Source organism: Streptomyces marianii, from assembly GCF_005795905.1.
In the GTDB taxonomy this organism is placed as follows: Bacteria; Actinomycetota; Actinomycetes; order Streptomycetales; family Streptomycetaceae; genus Streptomyces; species Streptomyces marianii.
This window is the reverse complement of sequence record NZ_VAWE01000001.1, coordinates 1,143,608-1,159,355: the sequence shown is the minus strand read 5'-3', so window position 1 is coordinate 1,159,355 and position 15,748 is coordinate 1,143,608. Positions and strand designations below refer to the sequence as shown.

The 15,748-nt window shown below is 70.0% G+C and carries 12 protein-coding genes and 3 pseudogenes; 8 read left to right on the top strand and 7 right to left on the bottom strand.

Translation table 11 applies throughout. The features are described 5' to 3' along the window. Positions 1-34 precede the first annotated feature (34 nt). Positions 35-1,165, top strand: a complete 1,131-nt coding sequence (locus FEF34_RS05330) for an FG-GAP-like repeat-containing protein (RefSeq protein WP_138052080.1) — start codon at positions 35-37, stop codon at positions 1,163-1,165. 528 nt (positions 1,166-1,693) lie between these two features. Here the strand turns inward: FEF34_RS05330 and FEF34_RS05325 are convergent. From FEF34_RS05325 to FEF34_RS41975, 3 genes and pseudogenes are all read right to left on the bottom strand, one after another. Further along, a pseudogene (locus tag FEF34_RS05325) lies at positions 1,694-1,825 on the bottom strand (transposase); the annotation flags it as partial. A 589-nt stretch (positions 1,826-2,414) separates the two neighbouring features. Beyond that, entirely contained in the window at positions 2,415-3,284 is an 870-nt protein-coding gene (locus FEF34_RS05315; protein ID WP_138052078.1) for a hypothetical protein, read from the bottom strand. Positions 3,285-3,472: 188 nt separating this feature from the next. Then, a pseudogene (locus tag FEF34_RS41975) lies at positions 3,473-3,559 on the bottom strand (IS5/IS1182 family transposase); the annotation flags it as partial. Positions 3,560-3,994: 435 nt separating this feature from the next. Here FEF34_RS41975 and FEF34_RS05305 point away from each other — a divergent pair. Next, the gene (locus tag FEF34_RS05305) at positions 3,995-4,843 is read left to right on the top strand and encodes a TauD/TfdA family dioxygenase (RefSeq protein ID WP_138052077.1); all 849 of its coding nucleotides are present in this window, start codon (positions 3,995-3,997) and stop codon (positions 4,841-4,843) included. 41 nt (positions 4,844-4,884) lie between these two features. On the opposite strand, the pseudogene FEF34_RS42600 reads toward FEF34_RS05305, so the two are convergent. Then, positions 4,885-5,025: pseudogene (locus FEF34_RS42600) on the bottom strand (IS5/IS1182 family transposase); the annotation flags it as partial. A gap of 119 nt (positions 5,026-5,144) precedes the next feature. Here FEF34_RS42600 and FEF34_RS41050 point away from each other — a divergent pair. After that, positions 5,145-5,375 (top strand): hypothetical protein, encoded by a 231-nt coding sequence (locus FEF34_RS41050; RefSeq protein WP_171052833.1) that lies wholly within the window; start codon positions 5,145-5,147, stop codon positions 5,373-5,375. A 255-nt stretch (positions 5,376-5,630) separates the two neighbouring features. Here the strand turns inward: FEF34_RS41050 and FEF34_RS05295 are convergent, their stop codons facing one another. Next, positions 5,631-6,821 carry a saccharopine dehydrogenase family protein gene (locus FEF34_RS05295; protein ID WP_138052075.1) on the bottom strand — a complete coding sequence of 397 codons (1,191 nt, stop codon included), beginning with the start codon at positions 6,819-6,821 and terminating at the stop codon, positions 5,631-5,633. 303 nt (positions 6,822-7,124) lie between these two features. Further along, entirely contained in the window at positions 7,125-7,652 is a 528-nt protein-coding gene (locus tag FEF34_RS05290; RefSeq protein ID WP_138052074.1) for a hypothetical protein, read from the bottom strand. Positions 7,653-7,800: 148 nt separating this feature from the next. On the opposite strand from FEF34_RS05290, the gene FEF34_RS05285 reads away from it, so the two are divergent. The 4 genes from FEF34_RS05285 (at position 7,801) to FEF34_RS05270 (ending at position 13,731) form a co-directional block, all read left to right on the top strand. After that, complete coding sequence (locus FEF34_RS05285; RefSeq protein WP_171052832.1) at positions 7,801-8,988, top strand: CaiB/BaiF CoA transferase family protein; 1,188 nt, start codon at positions 7,801-7,803, stop codon at positions 8,986-8,988. Beyond that, positions 8,985-10,127, top strand: a complete 1,143-nt coding sequence (locus tag FEF34_RS05280; protein ID WP_138052073.1) for an acyl-CoA dehydrogenase family protein — start codon at positions 8,985-8,987, stop codon at positions 10,125-10,127. Before FEF34_RS05285 ends, FEF34_RS05280 begins: the two co-directional genes overlap by 4 nt. Positions 10,128-10,274: 147 nt before the next feature. Continuing rightward, positions 10,275-11,489 carry an acetyl-CoA C-acetyltransferase gene (locus FEF34_RS05275; protein WP_138052072.1) on the top strand — a complete coding sequence of 405 codons (1,215 nt, stop codon included), beginning with the start codon at positions 10,275-10,277 and terminating at the stop codon, positions 11,487-11,489. Between the two features lie 43 nt (positions 11,490-11,532). Next, positions 11,533-13,731 (top strand): 3-hydroxyacyl-CoA dehydrogenase NAD-binding domain-containing protein, encoded by a 2,199-nt coding sequence (locus FEF34_RS05270; protein ID WP_138052071.1) that lies wholly within the window; start codon positions 11,533-11,535, stop codon positions 13,729-13,731. 477 nt (positions 13,732-14,208) lie between these two features. Here FEF34_RS05270 and FEF34_RS05265 read toward each other — a convergent pair whose 3' ends face one another. After that, the gene (locus FEF34_RS05265; protein ID WP_138052070.1) at positions 14,209-15,027 is read right to left on the bottom strand and encodes a MerR family transcriptional regulator; all 819 of its coding nucleotides are present in this window, start codon (positions 15,025-15,027) and stop codon (positions 14,209-14,211) included. 165 nt (positions 15,028-15,192) lie between these two features. Here FEF34_RS05265 and FEF34_RS05260 point away from each other — a divergent pair, with 165 nt between their 5' ends. After that, positions 15,193-15,729: a hypothetical protein gene (locus FEF34_RS05260; protein ID WP_138052069.1), complete on the top strand. Its 537-nt coding sequence runs from the start codon at positions 15,193-15,195 to the stop codon at positions 15,727-15,729. The last annotated feature ends 19 nt before the right edge of the window (positions 15,730-15,748 follow it).

Genomic DNA, 15,748 nt, shown 5'->3' with positions numbered 1-15,748 from the left:
CCCGGTGGGCGAGCGATACGAGAGAGCGAGACCGATGGCCGACTGGACCAGCCGGACCGCCCGAGCGAGATGGACCCGAGCCTCCGCCACGACGCTGGCGACCGTACTGTGTGTTGGCGGCCCTGCATGGGCCGACGGACCGTACGGGTCCTCTTCGTACCGTGACTATTCCGTCGGGGCCCGACCGCTGTCCACAGCCATCGCCGACCTGAACGGTGTGGACGGGCCTGATCTCGTCACCTCGAACTTCGCCGACAGTACGGTGTCGGTTCTCATCAACAGGGGGGACGGGACCTTCGAGCCCGCTGTTGCCTACGCCACTGGCGTCAATCCGACCTCCGTGGCCGCCGCCGACCTGAACGGCGACGGCAGAGTCGACGTCGTTACCAGCGACGGTGCCAGTACGGTGTCGGTTCTCATCAACAGGGGGGACGGGACCTTCGAGCCCGCTGTTGCCTACGCCACTGGCGTCAATCCGACCTCCGTGGCCGCCGCCGACCTGAACGGTGTGGACGGGCCTGATCTCGTCACCTCGAACTTCGCCGACAGTACGGTGTCGGTTCTCATCAACAGGGGGGACGGGACCTTCGAGCCCGCTGTTGCCTACGCCACTGGCGTCAATCCGACCTCCGTGGCCGCCGCCGACCTGAACGGCGACGGCAGAGTCGACGTCATCACCGCTGACAACGGTACGAACACCGTGTCCGTACTCAGGAACAACGGCCACGGAGTCCTTGAACCTCGCGTCGCCTACCGGGTCGGGCGCCAGCCCCGCTCTGTGACGGCCGTCGCTCTGCGGGCTGGCGAGAAGCCTGACATCATCACGGCCAACCGCGGCGACAACACCGTGTCCCTGCTCTTCAACAGAGGCGACGGCACCTTCAGGTCCGCCGTCACCAAGCGCACCGGCATTAACCCGACCGGCGTGACCACCGCAGACCTGGACGGTGACGGCAGCTTGGAAATCATCACCTGCGACTTTGACAGCAACACGGTCTCCGTCCTCGCACGGCACAGCCGTTGGGGACGGTCTGAACGGATCTCCTACCCCACCGGTACAGGCCCCTACGGGGTGGCGGCAGGTGACCTCAACGGCGACGGCAGACCGGACTTCGTCACCGCCGACCGCTCTGCCGACTCCGCCTCGGTCGTAAGTGTTCGCTGACTTCGCCAGGCGACCGCACTGACAAGACCATCTCGTCCACGCCGCCCAGACGCCGCTGGAGCTTCTTGACCAGCCGTGTCCACAACACCCTTGATATCGCCGAGGCGGTGCGCGAGCTTCAGGCCAGGGCTGAAAGGTGGAGCCCGATGATCTGGCGGAGGTCTCCTCTACCTCACCGAGAAGATCATTCGGTTCGGCGAGTACTCCACCCACGAGCTCGGCTTGGCACCAGAGGCGTACGAGCCGCACACGGACGGCGACTTCGCGAAGCGCGACCCGCAGAGCCAGGCCAGTCCCGAACGGTAGAAGCGCACGTTCTGGAGTGGCCGAAGCCACCGCAGGTGGCTTCGGCCACTCCACGGTCCAGGCCGAGCCCGGCATGCCAGGAGGCCAACTCGACCCGGACCTGGGCCGGGTCGGGTCGAGTTGCGCCGCGAAAATCGCCGAGGCCGTCCGCAGGACTTCGGTTGCCCGCTTGAGCTGGGCGTTCTCCTTGCGCAGGGCGGCAAGCTCGGCGCGTTCGTCGGTCGTGAGACGGCCGTCGCGTTCGCCGGCGTCCGCCTCGGCCTGGCGGATCCAGCCGCGCAGTGCCTCGGGGTGCACGCCGAGGTCGACGGCCAGCTTCTTGATCTGCGGCTTCGGCCCGGTGGTGCGGTACATCCGTACCGCACCACCTCACGCAACTCGAGCGAGTATTTCCGGGGTGCAGCCATGGTCACAGGTCCTCTCATGAGTTCCATCTGACCCACTGTCAACTTCCTCCGCATCTCGGGGGAACCTCACACAGCCAGGTCCGCCGGCCCTTGATCCGCGGGCCCTCGCCCCAGTCCCGCTACAGCCACAGTCCCGGCTCCGGCGTCCACGGCCGGAGCACCCTGCGGTTCCCCGCCCGCCAGGACGCCTGCGCGACCGCCACCACCCGGCGGGGGCCACGATCACGAGACTGGGGAGCCCTGCCGTCCATCACTGGGGAGATCACGTGTTCGCCAGCGGGGGTTCTGAAGTCCGCCACCGGGGAGCTTTCCAGGTCCGCCGACACCCGTGGGCTCGAATCCCGCAGGTCACAGACGTGCTGGTCAGAAGGGGTGCCTCTCGCTGAGGGGGCGCCCCTTCTGTATAGGTCCTGTCTCACCCTGGTCCGGCTCTGTCGCGTTTCACGCACTCCGAACAGGTAGTCCTCGCCGTCGCAGAATTCGAGCTGTCCGCGCCGGACCGACCCCGACACGATGCGCTATCGGCTCTACGAGGTTCATTCGGTTGTGCGGGCGTAGTAGGGGCGATGCTGTGAAGCGACCGGTGGTGATTGGTACGCCCACGCACTCACCGGTTTCGCGTCGCCGACGAGGGAACCGAGGTCAGCGCCGATCCCGCTCTCATGTTCGATGACCGACACCTGGTATCTGTCCTCGTCCTCTGGCGCCAAGGGGTACAAGAGGTAGGGCTGACACACGTTGAACGGGGCCGCGATCGTTCTGCCTCCGTTGTCGTTGCTCGGGCTGCGACCGTACATGGTGATCGGGGCCATACTCACGGGCATGGGCGTGACCTCTGTCAGGTCGATCTCGAAGGAGAACATCGTCTTGTCACTTGGGACGATTTTCTGCCCGTTCTCCAACCCGGCCCGTTTGCACGTGACCCTCCACGTTCCCGAGGGGGCGGCGTTGGGAGACGGCATAACCGTCTCGAACCATGCCGGGCGTTTAGGCTCGCCGAACAATTCCTTCCCTGCCTTGATGGCGAGCGGGCTGTCGCAGACCACCTGGATCCGCCAACAGCCGTTCAGTTTGGTCTGATCCTGACCTTCTGCGAACTGTCGATAGCAGAGATCCGGAAGGAATGTGGAAGAGGCCTTGGGGTGCGCGATGATGTTGAGTTCGATCTCCTGTGTCAGGCTACCCCCGCCCGCAAACTGCGCGAAGTACAGTTGGTAGTTCATGGAAATGCAGGCCTTGCTGTCGAACAAGGTCACGTCGAGGTCGGAGTTTTCCGACTCAAGTCGCCGACGCACCGGATCCGGGTCGACCAGGAAGTCAAGGCCGATATGGTGCAGAGCGCCGATCTGGAATGGCAGCCGGAAATCTGTGTGAACAGGGGGGAGGCGGTTCCAGTGGGCAGTCACAAGGCGACTCCTCTTCCTCAGAATAGACTCGCGCGGAATAAAAGATGCCGTGAGCAGGGGGAAACGATTTCGACTCGCAGTGGAGTTGCTTCGGTGCGCACGACGCCCCCGGCGACCGCCAACATTTGGCTTCAGCCCGAGGCCGTCGTGTGTGTCGGAGGCGGAGACCTCGACGACGAGGGGCAGTCCGTGTCCCACGTCCCGCCACCCTGCGACCGCCCCTCCGACTGTGGGGTCAGCGGCTCCGCGATCTCCCACAACCCGTCCGGAACAATTCAACTCCACGTACCCCGCCCATGACGAGATCAGCGACGCCCAACTGCATACGACGCCATCCAAGGAACTGCAGGTTCGCAGACACGCCTTGCCGCGGCCGGAACCAGACTGCTCCGCAATTTGATTATTGCCGCCTGTAGCCCGTGGCGCCACGACCGACACACTCCCAGAGAGCGGTTGTTGCCCCCATGACACGAGGCACGTGCACGGGCTCTCGGGGAACTCGGACGAGCCAGTCCAAGTCGGCGTGGATGCGGGTCTCATCCGCTGGGTGGATGCACGACCGGCCGATCGGATGATGTGCATCTGGCCCGATTGATGGATGGATGCCTGCTCCGAACTTTCGACCGGTCGATGGAGAGGTTCGCCATTCCTGTGCTCTTATTGTGGAGCTCCGCACCTCATTTGGGCTATCTCGACACGGAGGGGCCATCATGTCTGTGATTTATGCAAGTGTCACGGGTATTCCGTATACTCATCTGTCGCATTTCACTGTGGAACCCGCTGCGCCGATTGAGGACGTGAGCTGGGCACTATGCGGTACCGCCGTAAGGCAACGCGTCGTGTCTGGCTATCAGCAACAGGGCTACGCCATCGTGCAGGTTCGCGGCTCTGCCTCTACCTCGAGCGATCTTTTCACTCTGGCGGAGGCTCTGAATCTCGGCGCACCGTTCACCCCGCCGGTCTACAAGAACAGCCCCCACACATTCAGCGGCGTCAGCGAAATATCCGCCCGCCCCGACAGCGACCATCCGTTCTCCGGCTTTCTCGGACAGAACCTGCATTGTGACGGTACTTTGCAGCACCTCGGGGAAGTCCCGACCACCATCTTGCTGTGTGCCGCCCCTGCGGCGGAGGGCGGCGTGACCTACCTGGTCGACCTTGTCGACGCCTACGCAGCCCTGCGCCGGACTGACTCGGAAGCCGCAGAACAGCTAGCCCACGACGATGCACTCAAGCGCACGTCCGGCAGCCGTTCTGTGACTGGGCCCGCCTTCGCCGAGCAACAGCCGGGGCACCTGATGACTCGGTACAGTAGGACCGTCACGGATGGTTATTGCGCTCTGCCTGGCCACCAAGCCGCCCTCGAGCGTGCGCTCGCCTTCATGGACGCTGCCGCCCGACCGGGGAGTGCCTTCCGGACCGAGGTCACCCTCGGCTCGGGCCAAGCTTTGATCTTTGCAAACGACCGGGTCGGTCATGGTCGTACGGCCTATCGCGATGACCCCTCGCATCCTCGGCTGCTGCGACGCGGTTTGTTCACGGCACGGCCGTGGGCGTGAGAGGCCGCTGCCTCTCCGGGGCGCGCTCCGCGACCCGGAACAAGAGCTGGGGCGAGGTCGGGGAAGGCCGGGTGGTCGCGAGGGTGCCGTTCGTAGCGGTGGTCGAGTCTGCGGTGTCCGGTCCGCCAGGACATGGTGCGCTCGACGACCCAGCGTCGCCACCCCGACCGTTCGCTGGACTCGGGCTCGGAGACACCGACGGGGGCAGTCCGTTCGCGTTCGAGGACGTGCATCGTGGAACCCGGCATGCCCGGTCCGCAGGGCCCGCACCTGTATCGCGAACGCGGTCGGCGTCCGGGTCGTGGACTGTGCCTGCCGGCGCGGCGGCGGGCAGCTGGGCCAAGCGCTCCCACTCCGCGAGCTCCGCCTGGCCGCGGACGTCGTCGGCCAGGCCCTGGTGCCGGGAGCCCTGCCGCGCGAAGAACTGGGCGTCATCAAGGCGGCCCGCCACGGCCCGCCACGGCGGGCCGCCTTGATGGCGACCAGGGGCCGCCGCCGCTCCATGTCTTCGCCACCGCTCCCGGTGGTCTGAGTTGGTCAGTTGACCGTTGTCGGTAGTGGCTGCGGCGGGCTGTTGCTTGGTGGCGTCGGCGCCAGTGGGACCAGTGCAGGAGCCTGGCCGCTGTCACGGCCTGCGGGACGAGCGCGACGACGAGTAGGCGGCGGATCTCGGGGACGGTCAGCGGGATCGGGTCGCTGCCGCGGGCCGGGTGGTGGGGATCGACGTTCCCGGCGCGGGCGATCCGTCGTCGGGGTCCGCAGCGGCCGGAATCGTACGCAGCCGTGCTCAGCGCGCGTCCGCGACCCGGAAGACGATGCCCGCGGCCCGCAGCCGGGCCAGCAGGGGGTCGCCCACCGCGACGGCCGTGGTGACCTGACCCGCGGTGGCGGGGAGTTCGTCCAGGGCCAGGCTGAGCGCCGACTCCGCGAGCATCTTCGCCGTCTCGCCGTAGCCGGGGTCCCCGCCCGAGACCTCCGTGAAGACCCGGCGACCGCCGCCCTCGCCGACGAACCGGACCCGGAACCAGCTGCGCTCGCGCCGTTCGGCGCTGGGGCCGCGGCCGGGCTCGTAACGGTGCATCAGCCACTCGCGGGCGGGCCCGACCTGGGCGAGCGCGGCGAGGGCGCCGAGCGCGACGGGGGCGCCGAGGGCCATCGGGAGCGTCCTGACCGAGGCGTAGTGCCGGTAGCGGAAGTCGGGACCGTACCGCCTCAGGCCCGCGGCGGAGCGCGCCACGATCCCGGGGTCGAGCGTCGGCAGCGGGAGCGCCCAGGCTCCGGTCTCCCTGCTGAAGCGGGGTGCCCCGAGCGGAGCCCTGGCACGGCGGCCCATGAGCCGCGGCTCATGGAGCCTGCGTTCCCGGGCCGCGCGCGCGACCTGCCGCCGGCGGCCCATCGCCGTGAGCGCGGAGGCGAGCGTTCCGCCGGAGAAGATCCCTCCGGCACGGACGAAGCCGTCGACGCGCAGTGGCACGTCCTGCGGCAGCTGCTGAACCGTGAAGTAGACGCCCAGATCGTGCGGCACCGAGTCGAAGCCGCAGGCGTGTACCAGCCGGGCACCCGTCTCACGGGCCCGTGCGTCGTGCCGTACGTAGACGGAGTCGACGAACTCCGGCTCTCCGGTGAGGTCGGCGTAGTCGGTCCCGGCGTCCGCGCAGGCGGCGACCAGCGGCTCGCCGTACCAGACGTACGGGCCGACCGTCGTCGCCACCACGCGTGTCGACTCGGCGAGTGCGCGCAGCGAGTCCGGGTCGTCGGCGTCCGCGACGACGAGCGGCAGTCCGGCGCAGGCCGGGTTGATCGCGGTGAGCCGTTCACGCAACCGCGCCAGCCGCGCCTCGCTGCGGCCGGCCACGGCCCAGCGGCAGCCCTCGGGCGCGTGTGCGGCCAGGTACTCCGCGGTGAGGGTGCCGACGAATCCGGTCGCGCCGAAGAGCACGATGTCGTACGGCCGCTCCGGCCCGCTCTGCCTGTTCACTGGCCCTCCACCCCGCTGTGGGTCCTGTCCCGCGCCGTTTGTCGCCGGCCGAGGCTAGCGCGGGACCGAACGGCGCACCGCACCGGGAGGACGGATGGCCGTACCGCCGGGAACCGCCCTGGCGAAATGGGAGAAGGTGCGGTCCTTTGCCCTGGGCCTGCCGGGCGCGGGGGCGCCGGCGAACCGGGGCCCACCGTCCGCGCCACCTCATGTGACGTCCGGGAACCCGTCCCCGTCCCCGGTCCGCGGCCAGGCCCGAATACGAGAGACGGCCCGGTCCCCGCGGCCCTGCCGGGTGCCGCGTCAGCGGTAGTCGTCCGGGTGGTCCTGCATCCAGGTGTTGATCCGGTCGCGGGTCCCCACGAGCTCGCCCTGGTGGGCTTTGAGGTTCGTGTACGAGCGGTCGGTGCCGATCGTCGAGCGGAGACCGCCGATCCACTGGATCGGCTCGGGGAAATGGCCGGGGCCCTTGGGGTCGGCCTTCATGGCCTGGTCGAGCCGTTCCAGCTCGTCGTACACACGGCCGAGGAAGTACGCGCACTGCCCCTCCGTCGTGCAGCCGTCGCCCAGCGTGGCCTGGAGACCGGCGAAGGCGTCACGGACCCTCTCGGGCGGTGGTGTGGACCCGGCCGACGGGGCGGTGGCGTCCTCGGGTGCCGCCGTCGAGGCGGGTGGCCGGGTGGCCTCCGCGGTGGCCGGGGCTGCCCCGGCGCCGGCTGTTGGGCTTCCGCCGGTCGCCGGCGGGCCGCTGCCTGCGGAGGAGCAGGCGACCAGGAGTGCCGCCGGAAGTGCGACGAGCGCGGTGGCGCGGACGGGGCGGGGTATACGCATGGAGTCTCCGATTCCTGAATCCGACGACGGACCCTATCGCCAACGGAGAAAAACCAAGCGCTTGCTCGCCTCGGGGGCTTGTGCGGAGTGGAACGCGTTCTTAACATCACTGATGTTACATCAGTTGTGTCATAGTGCTGGGGGCTTCATGGCAGGGACAGGGAACGGCCCGCCGGGCGGTCCGCTTGCCGGTGTGCGCGTGGTCGAACTGGCCGGCATCGGGCCCGGTCCGTTCGCCGCCATGCTGCTCGCCGACCTGGGCGCCGACGTCGTACGCGTCGACCGGCCCGGCGGCTCGGGGCTCGCGATCGACCCCGCCCACGACCTCACGAACCGGAACAAGAGGTCCGTACTGATCGACCTCAAGGCCGACGGGGGCGCCGAGCGGGTCCTCGACCTCGTCGAGCGCGCGGACGTGCTCATCGAGGGCTACCGTCCCGGGGTGGCCGAGCGGCTCGGGGTCGGGCCCGAGGAGTGCCACGCCCGCAATCCCGAGCTGGTCTACGGCCGGATGACCGGCTGGGGCCAGGAGGGGCCGCTCGCCCAGCGCGCCGGCCACGACATCGCCTACATCGCGATCACCGGCACCCTCGGCATGATCGGGAAGGCGGACGAGGCGCCCGCGGTCCCCGCGAACCTCGTCGGCGACTACGCGGGCGGCTCGCTGTACCTCGTCATCGGTGTCCTGGCCGCACTGCAGCACGCCCGCACCCCCGGCGGCACCGGCCAGGTCGTGGACGCGGCGATCGTCGACGGCGCCGCGCACCTCGCCACGATGATCCACGGGATGATGGCCGCGGGCGGCTGGCAGGACCGCCGGGGGGCGAACCTCCTCGACGGCGGCTGCCCCTTCTACGGGAACTACGAGACCGCCGACGGCCGGTACATGGCGGTCGGGGCGCTTGAGCAGCAGTTCTACGACGAGTTCATCAGGCTGCTGGGCATCGAGGGCGAGGCGCCCGCCCGCAAGGACTTCTCCCGCTGGGGAGAACTGCGCGCCGCGGTCGCCGAGCGCTTCCGCACGAGGACGCGGGACGAGTGGACCGCGGTCTTCGAGGGTTCGGACGCCTGCGTGGCGCCGGTGCTCTCGCTGCGCGAGGCTCCCGCGCATCCGCACCTGGCGGCTCGCGGCACCTTCACCGACGACGGAGGGATCACCCAGCCGGCCCCGGCCCCCCGTTTCTCGCTCACCCCGGGCGCCGTCCGCCGCCCGCCCGCGCAGCCCGGTGCCGACACCGAGGAGATCGCCCGTGACTGGGGCGTTCCCAGCATCCTGGGCGCCGACGTGACCCGACCCGACCCGACCGCAGCCGGCTCGAAGGGGCTTCAGGCATGAAACGACAGATCTTCGACGCCGAGCACGACGCGTTCCGCGAGACCGTGCGCACCTTCATCGGCAAGGAGGTGCTGCCCCACTACGAGCAGTGGGAGAAGGACGGCATCGTCTCGCGCGACGCCTGGCTGGCGGCCGGCCGCCAGGGCCTGCTGGGACTGGCGGTGCCCGAGGAGTACGGCGGCGGGGGGAACACCGATTTCCGCTACAGCGCCGTCCTCGCCGAGGAGTTCACCCGCGCCGGCACCCCGGGCCTCGCGATCGGGCTGCACAACGACATCATCGGCCCGTACCTCACCTCCCTCGCGACCGAGGAGCAGAAGCGGCGCTGGCTCCCCGGCTTCTGCAGCGGCGAGATCATCACGGCCATCGCGATGACCGAGCCGGGCGCGGGCTCAGACCTCCAGGGCATCCGCACCACCGCCGAGGACCGGGGCGACCACTGGCTGCTCAACGGGTCCAAGACGTTCATCTCCAACGGCATCCTCGCCGACCTGGTGGTCGTCGTCGCCAGGACCACGCCCGAGGGGGGTGCCAAGGGGCTGTCGCTGCTGGTCGTCGAGCGGGGCACGGAGGGGTTCGAACGCGGCCGCAACCTCGACAAGATCGGCCAGAAGGCGCAGGACACGGCGGAGCTGTTCTTCCACGACGTGCGGGTCCCGAAGGAGAACCTCCTCGGGCAGCTCAACGGCGCCTTCGTCCACCTGATGACCAACCTGGCCCAGGAACGGCTGAACATCGCGGTCGCCGGCATCGCCGCGGCCGAGTACCTGCTGGAGATCACGACGCGGTATGTGAAGGAGCGCGAGGCGTTCGGCCGTCCGCTGGCGAAGCTCCAGCACGTCCGCTTCGAGATAGCCGAGATGGCCACCGAGTGCGCCGTCACCCGGACGTTCCTCGACCGCTGCATCGCCGACCACTCCGACGGGCAGCTCGACGCGGTGCACGCGTCGATGGCCAAATGGTGGGCGACGGAGCTGCAGAAGCGGGTCGCCGACCGCTGTCTGCAGCTGCACGGCGGCTACGGGTACATGACCGAGTACCGGGTCGCCAGGGCCTTCACGGACGGCCGGATCCAGACGATCTACGGTGGCACCACCGAGATCATGAAGGAGATCGTCGGCCGCGCGTTGCTCTCCTGACCGGCCGCTCTCCTGAGCGGCTGTTCTCCCGGCCGGCCGCTATCCCGGCCGGAGCCGCGGACGGCACCCGCCCGGCGCACGCCGTCCGCCCCCGAACCTCCCGCTGCCTCACCCCTCACCCTCACCCGTGATGCGAAAGGCTCTGTTGTGAGTACCGAAGCGTATGTGTACGACGCGATCCGCACCCCGCGCGGCCGCGGCAAGGCCAACGGCGCCCTGCACGGCACCAAGCCGATCGACCTCGTCGTCGGCCTGATCCACGAGATCCGCTCCCGCTTCCCCGGGCTCGACCCCGCCGCGATCGACGACATCGTGCTCGGCGTCGTGGGCCCGGTCGGCGACCAGGGCTCGGACATCGCCCGGATCTCCGCCATCGCGGCCGGACTGCCCGACACCGTCGCAGGCGTTCAGGAGAACCGCTTCTGCGCCTCGGGTCTGGAGGCCGTCAACATGGCGGCGATGAAGGTCCGCTCGGGCTGGGAGGACCTGGTGCTGGCGGGCGGCGTCGAGTCGATGTCGCGCGTGCCGATGGCGTCCGACGGCGGCGCCTGGTTCGCCGACCCGATGACCAACTTCGACACCCACTTCGTGCCGCAGGGCATCGGCGCCGACCTGATCGCCACCATCGAGGGCTTCTCCCGGCGCGACGTGGACGAGTACGCGGCCCTGTCCCAGGAGCGTGCGGCCGCGGCCTGGAAGGACGGCCGCTTCGACCGCTCCGTCGTCCCGGTGAAGGACCGCAACGGTCTCGTCGTCCTCGACCACGACGAGCACATGCGCCCCGGCACCACCGCGGACTCCCTGGCCGCCCTCAAGCCCTCGTTCGCGGGAATCGGGGACATGGGCGGCTTCGATGCCGTCGCGCTCCAGACGTACCACTGGGTGGAGAAGATCGACCACGTCCACCACGCGGGCAACTCCTCGGGCATCGTCGACGGAGCCTCGCTCGTGGCCGTCGGCTCCAAGGAGGTCGGCGAGCGGTACGGCCTCCGGCCCCGCGCCCGGATCGTCTCCGCCGCGGTCTCCGGCTCCGAGCCCACCATCATGCTCACCGGCCCCGCGCCCGCCACCCGCAAGGCACTCGTCAGGGCCGGGCTGACGATCGACGACATCGACCTCGTCGAGATCAACGAGGCCTTCGCCGCCGTCGTCCTGCGCTTCGTGAAGGACATGGGGCTCTCCCTCGACAAGGTCAACGTCAACGGCGGAGCCATCGCGCTGGGCCACCCGCTCGGCGCCACCGGCGCGATGATCCTCGGCAGCCTCATCGACGAACTGGAGCGCCAGGACAAGCGGTACGGCCTCGCCACCCTCTGCGTCGGCGGCGGCATGGGCATCGCCACGATCGTCGAACGCATCTGACCCCTCGTCCCTCCCGCCCCTTCCCCCGTACGGAGAAGCAGCAATGACCGCAACGCCGACGAGCACCACCATCCGCTGGGAGCAGGACGAGACCGGGATCGTCACCCTCGTCCTGGACGACCCGGACCAGTCCGCCAACACCATGAACCAGGCCTTCCGCGCATCGATCGCCGCGATCGCCGATCGCGCCGAGGCAGAGAAGGACTCCATCCGCGGCATCGTCGTCACCTCCGCCAAGAAGACCTTCTTCGCGGGCGGCGACCTCAAGGACATGATCAAGGTCGGTCCCGAGCAGGCCCAGCAGGCGTTCGACATGGGCATGGCCATCAAGCGTGCGCTGCGCCGCATCGAGACCCTGGGCAAGCCCGTCGTCGCCGCCATGAACGGCGCCGCGCTCGGCGGCGGTTACGAGATCGCCCTCGCCTGCCACCACCGCATCGCCCTCGACGCGCCCGGCTCCAAGATCGGCCTGCCGGAGGTCACGCTGGGACTGCTGCCCGCCGGCGGCGGCGTCACCCGCACCGTGCGCCTCATGGGCATCGCCGACGCTCTGCTCAAGGTCCTCCTGCAGGGCACCCAGTACTCCCCGCGCCGCGCGCTCGAGAACGGTCTCGTCCACGAAGTGGCCGCCACGCCCGAGGAGATGCTGGACAGGGCGCGCGCCTTCATCGAGGCGCACCCCGAGTCGCAGCAGCCCTGGGACGTCAAGGGCTACCGGATCCCCGGCGGCACGCCGTCGAACCCGAAGTTCGCCGCGAACCTGCCCGCCTTCCCCGCCAACCTCAAGAAGCAGCTGAACGGCGCGCCGTTCCCGGCGCCGCGCAACATCCTCGCGGCCGCCGTCGAGGGCTCGCAGGTGGACTTCGAGACCGCCCAGGTCATCGAGGCGCGGTACTTCACCGAACTGCTCACCGGCCAGACCGCCAAGAACATGATCCAGGCGTTCTTCTTCGACCTCCAGGCGGTCAACTCCGGCGCGAACCGCCCCAAGGGCGTAGAGCGGCGCAAGGTCCGCAAGGTCGCCGTCCTCGGTGCCGGGATGATGGGTGCGGGCATCGCCTACTCCTGCGCCCGGGCCGGTATCGAGGTGGTCCTCAAGGACGTCAACGCCGACGCCGCCGGGCGGGGCAAGGCGTACTCCGAGAAGCTGCTGGACAAGGCGCTGAGCCGGGGCCGTACGACCGAGGCCAAGCGCGCCGAACTGCTCGCCCGGATCACGCCGACGGCCGACCCCGCCGACCTCGCGGGCTGCGACGCCGTCATCGAGGCCGTGTTCGAGGACCCGGCGCTCAAGCACAAGGTGTTCCAGGAGATCCAGCACGTCGTCGAGCCGGACGCGCTGCTGTGCTCCAACACCTCGACGCTGCCGATCACGCTGCTCGCCGAGGGCGTCGAGCGTCCCGCCGACTTCATCGGTCTGCACTTCTTCTCGCCCGTGGACAAGATGCCGCTGGTGGAGATCATCAAGGGCGAGCGCACCGGTGACGAGGCGCTGGCGCGCGCCTTCGACCTGGTCCGCCAGATCAACAAGACCCCGATCGTCGTGAACGACTCCCGCGGGTTCTTCACCTCGCGGGTGATCGGGCACTTCATCAACGAGGGCGTGGCGATGGTCGGCGAGGGCGTCGAGCCCGCGTCGGTCGAGCAGGCCGCGGCCCAGGCCGGGTACCCGGCGAAGGTCCTCTCGCTGATGGACGAGCTCACGCTCACTCTCCCGCGCAGGATCCGGGGCGAGGCGCGGCGGGCCGTGGAGGAGTCGGGCGGCACATGGACCCCGCACCCGGCGGACGCGGTCATCGACCGGCTGGTCGACGACTTCGGGCGCACGGGCCGCAGCGGCGGCGCGGGCTTCTACGACTACGTCGACGGCAAGCGTGCCGGGCTGTGGCCGGGACTGCGCGAGCACTTCGCCAAACCCGGCGCGCACGTCCCGTTCGAGGACATGAAGGAGCGGATGCTCTTCTCCGAGGCGCTGGACACCGTCCGGTGCCTGGAGGAGGGCGTGCTGACGTCGGTTGCCGATGCCAACATCGGGTCCATCATGGGCATCGGCTTCCCCGCGTGGACGGGCGGCGTCCTGCAGTACATCAACGGCTACGAGGGCCGTGACGGGGCGGCCGACGGCCTGCCCGGCTTCGTCGCCCGGGCGCGCGAGTTGGCTCAGGCGTACGGCGAGCGCTTCGAACCGCCGGCGCTGCTGGTGGAGAAGGCGGCGCGGGGCGAGGTCTTCACCGACGACTGACACCCGCCGCGGCTCCCGTCCGGACCGGCTCTCCGGTCCGGACGGGGCGTGCGGGCAGGTGAGGCGCGGCGGGATCGGGGCGCGTGAGCGGGCGTGCGCGGGCGGATCGGGGTGCACGGGCGGGTCACGGGCGTGATCGCCGTGCCACGTCGACGGGCGACGCGCGTACGGGCCGGACCGGTGGCCGGGACCGGCTCCGCCCGCCTGCGACTCTGCTGCTCAATTCGGCTGAGCAGCAGAGTCATGCCGGGAAGGCCGCAACGGTCACCGCGTTGTCGCAGGTCATGGTCCGCGTGTCGGAGTTGCCCCGGAATTGGGCAGCAGAGTCGCCTGCCCGGCCAAGGTCGGTCCCGGCCGTACGGGGCGGAGCGGAGCGGCCGGGAAGCGGTCCGCCCTGCAGCCGGCGCGGACGGCGGGCCCGGCTCCCGCCCGTCTCGTGGGCGGAACGGTCCCGGGCGACCGCGCTCTCCGCCGTGCTCAGGGCCGTTCCGGTGACCGCGCCGGACCGTCCGCGGTGTCCGCCGCTCCGGCCGGGTCCGTCGGCTCCGGCTCCACGGGCGGAACTCCCGCCGCCGTCCCGAACGCCGCCCGGAGTTCCTCCCGCAGTGACCGCTGAAAGGCCGTGACCAGGGCCTGGATCACCATCGGCTGCATATGGGCCGAGAGGGACTTCATCGTGGCGACATGGTCCGGATCGGTCTCGCGCTCACGGTAGGGGCCCCACACCTCGTCCCGGAACAGCCTGGTCAGCTCCTGGGCGGCGGCGCGCGCGTGCTCCAGCAGGACCGTGCGGGAGGCGAGGATCGTCTCGTGGGCGATCGGGACGTCGAGCAGTTCGACGCCGAGGCGCAGCAGCCCGCCGTCGAGCCGGAACACGTCCGGCGCGGCCGTGCGGTCCAGCACGCCCATGGCCGCGAGCCGGTCGACGTCCTGGTCCGACAGCGGCCGGCCGGCCCTGCGCACCAGCTCCTCCAGACCGGTCTCCTCGGCCGACTCGGGCGCCCAGGAGGCCACCAGGGCCCGGTGGATCGCCAGATCCTGCGCGCTCAGCCCCGGTGGCAGCTGTTCCAGGTAGCGTTCGATGGCCGCAAGAGTCATTCCCTGGTGCTGCAGTTCCTCGATCAGGGCCAGCCGCGAGAGGTGTTCCGCGCCGTAGTGGCCGACGCGGCGCGGGCCGATCTGCGGCGGCGGCAGCAGACCGCGGGTGCTGTAGAACCGGATGGTGCGGACGGTGACGCCCGCGCGGGCGGCCAGCTCGTCGACGGTCAGCGTCGGCCCCTCGGTTTCGGTCGCCATCGTCTTCCTCGCTCCCTGCGTGCGCCGGTTCGGTGCAACAGTATTGCTGTCTCACCAGAGTTGTGAAACCCGTGACGCGGCGAGGATCCCGCGCGTGTCTCGGTCCGCGCCTGACGCTAGAGTGCGGTGCTTGTTCGAGCGGCGTACGGCAGAGCGGGGGAGAGCGTGAGTGGGCAACTGAGAGAGACTGCCGCAGAGTTGGCGGACGTCCTGTGGCGTGAGCACACCGTCTACCGGGACCGCGCGGGAGGCGTGGTCATCCGGGGCGAGCACGTCCGGCGCTGGATCAGCCTGGCACCGAGCGGCGGCCGCGACGAGATCCTCCTGCGCGCCGGCCGCATACTCGACGGCGGCACGACGGCTCCCGCGCGCTCGGAGGCGGTGATGCGCGTCGAGGCCGGTACGGCCGAACTGGCCGCCGTCTGCCGCCGGCTGCTCGCCGAGGCCGCCGCGGACCCTTCGCCGCGCGTGGTTCCCCCAGCCCTCGCGCCCGCAGCGCGGACCAGGCGGTTCTCCGTACGCTCCGGGGGCTCGCCGCGGCCGGCCCGCCCGGCCCGGTCCGCACATGCCGGTCGCAAGCGGGCTCCGCGTACCGGACGGCGCACCGTACGGCACACGGGCTTCGGATCCTGGGTGGTCATCGTCTGCGTGGCCGCGACCATCGCGCTGTACGCCTGGAGTGCCGCCGCCTGGTACCGGTAGGAGCGGGTTGCCGCCGGGT

Coding starts and splice junctions, on each gene's coding strand:
- FEF34_RS05330 (WP_138052080.1), top strand. CDS start 35: ATGGCCGACTGGACCAGCCGGACCGCCCGAGCGAGATGGACCCGAGCC.
- FEF34_RS05305 (WP_138052077.1), top strand. CDS start 3,995: ATGTCTGTGATTTATGCAAGTGTCACGGGTATTCCGTATACTCATCTG.
- FEF34_RS05290 (WP_138052074.1), bottom strand. CDS start 7,652: ATGCGTATACCCCGCCCCGTCCGCGCCACCGCGCTCGTCGCACTTCCG.
- FEF34_RS05285 (WP_171052832.1), top strand. CDS start 7,801: ATGGCAGGGACAGGGAACGGCCCGCCGGGCGGTCCGCTTGCCGGTGTG.
- FEF34_RS05280 (WP_138052073.1), top strand. CDS start 8,985: ATGAAACGACAGATCTTCGACGCCGAGCACGACGCGTTCCGCGAGACC.
- FEF34_RS05270 (WP_138052071.1), top strand. CDS start 11,533: ATGACCGCAACGCCGACGAGCACCACCATCCGCTGGGAGCAGGACGAG.
- FEF34_RS05265 (WP_138052070.1), bottom strand. CDS start 15,027: ATGGCGACCGAAACCGAGGGGCCGACGCTGACCGTCGACGAGCTGGCC.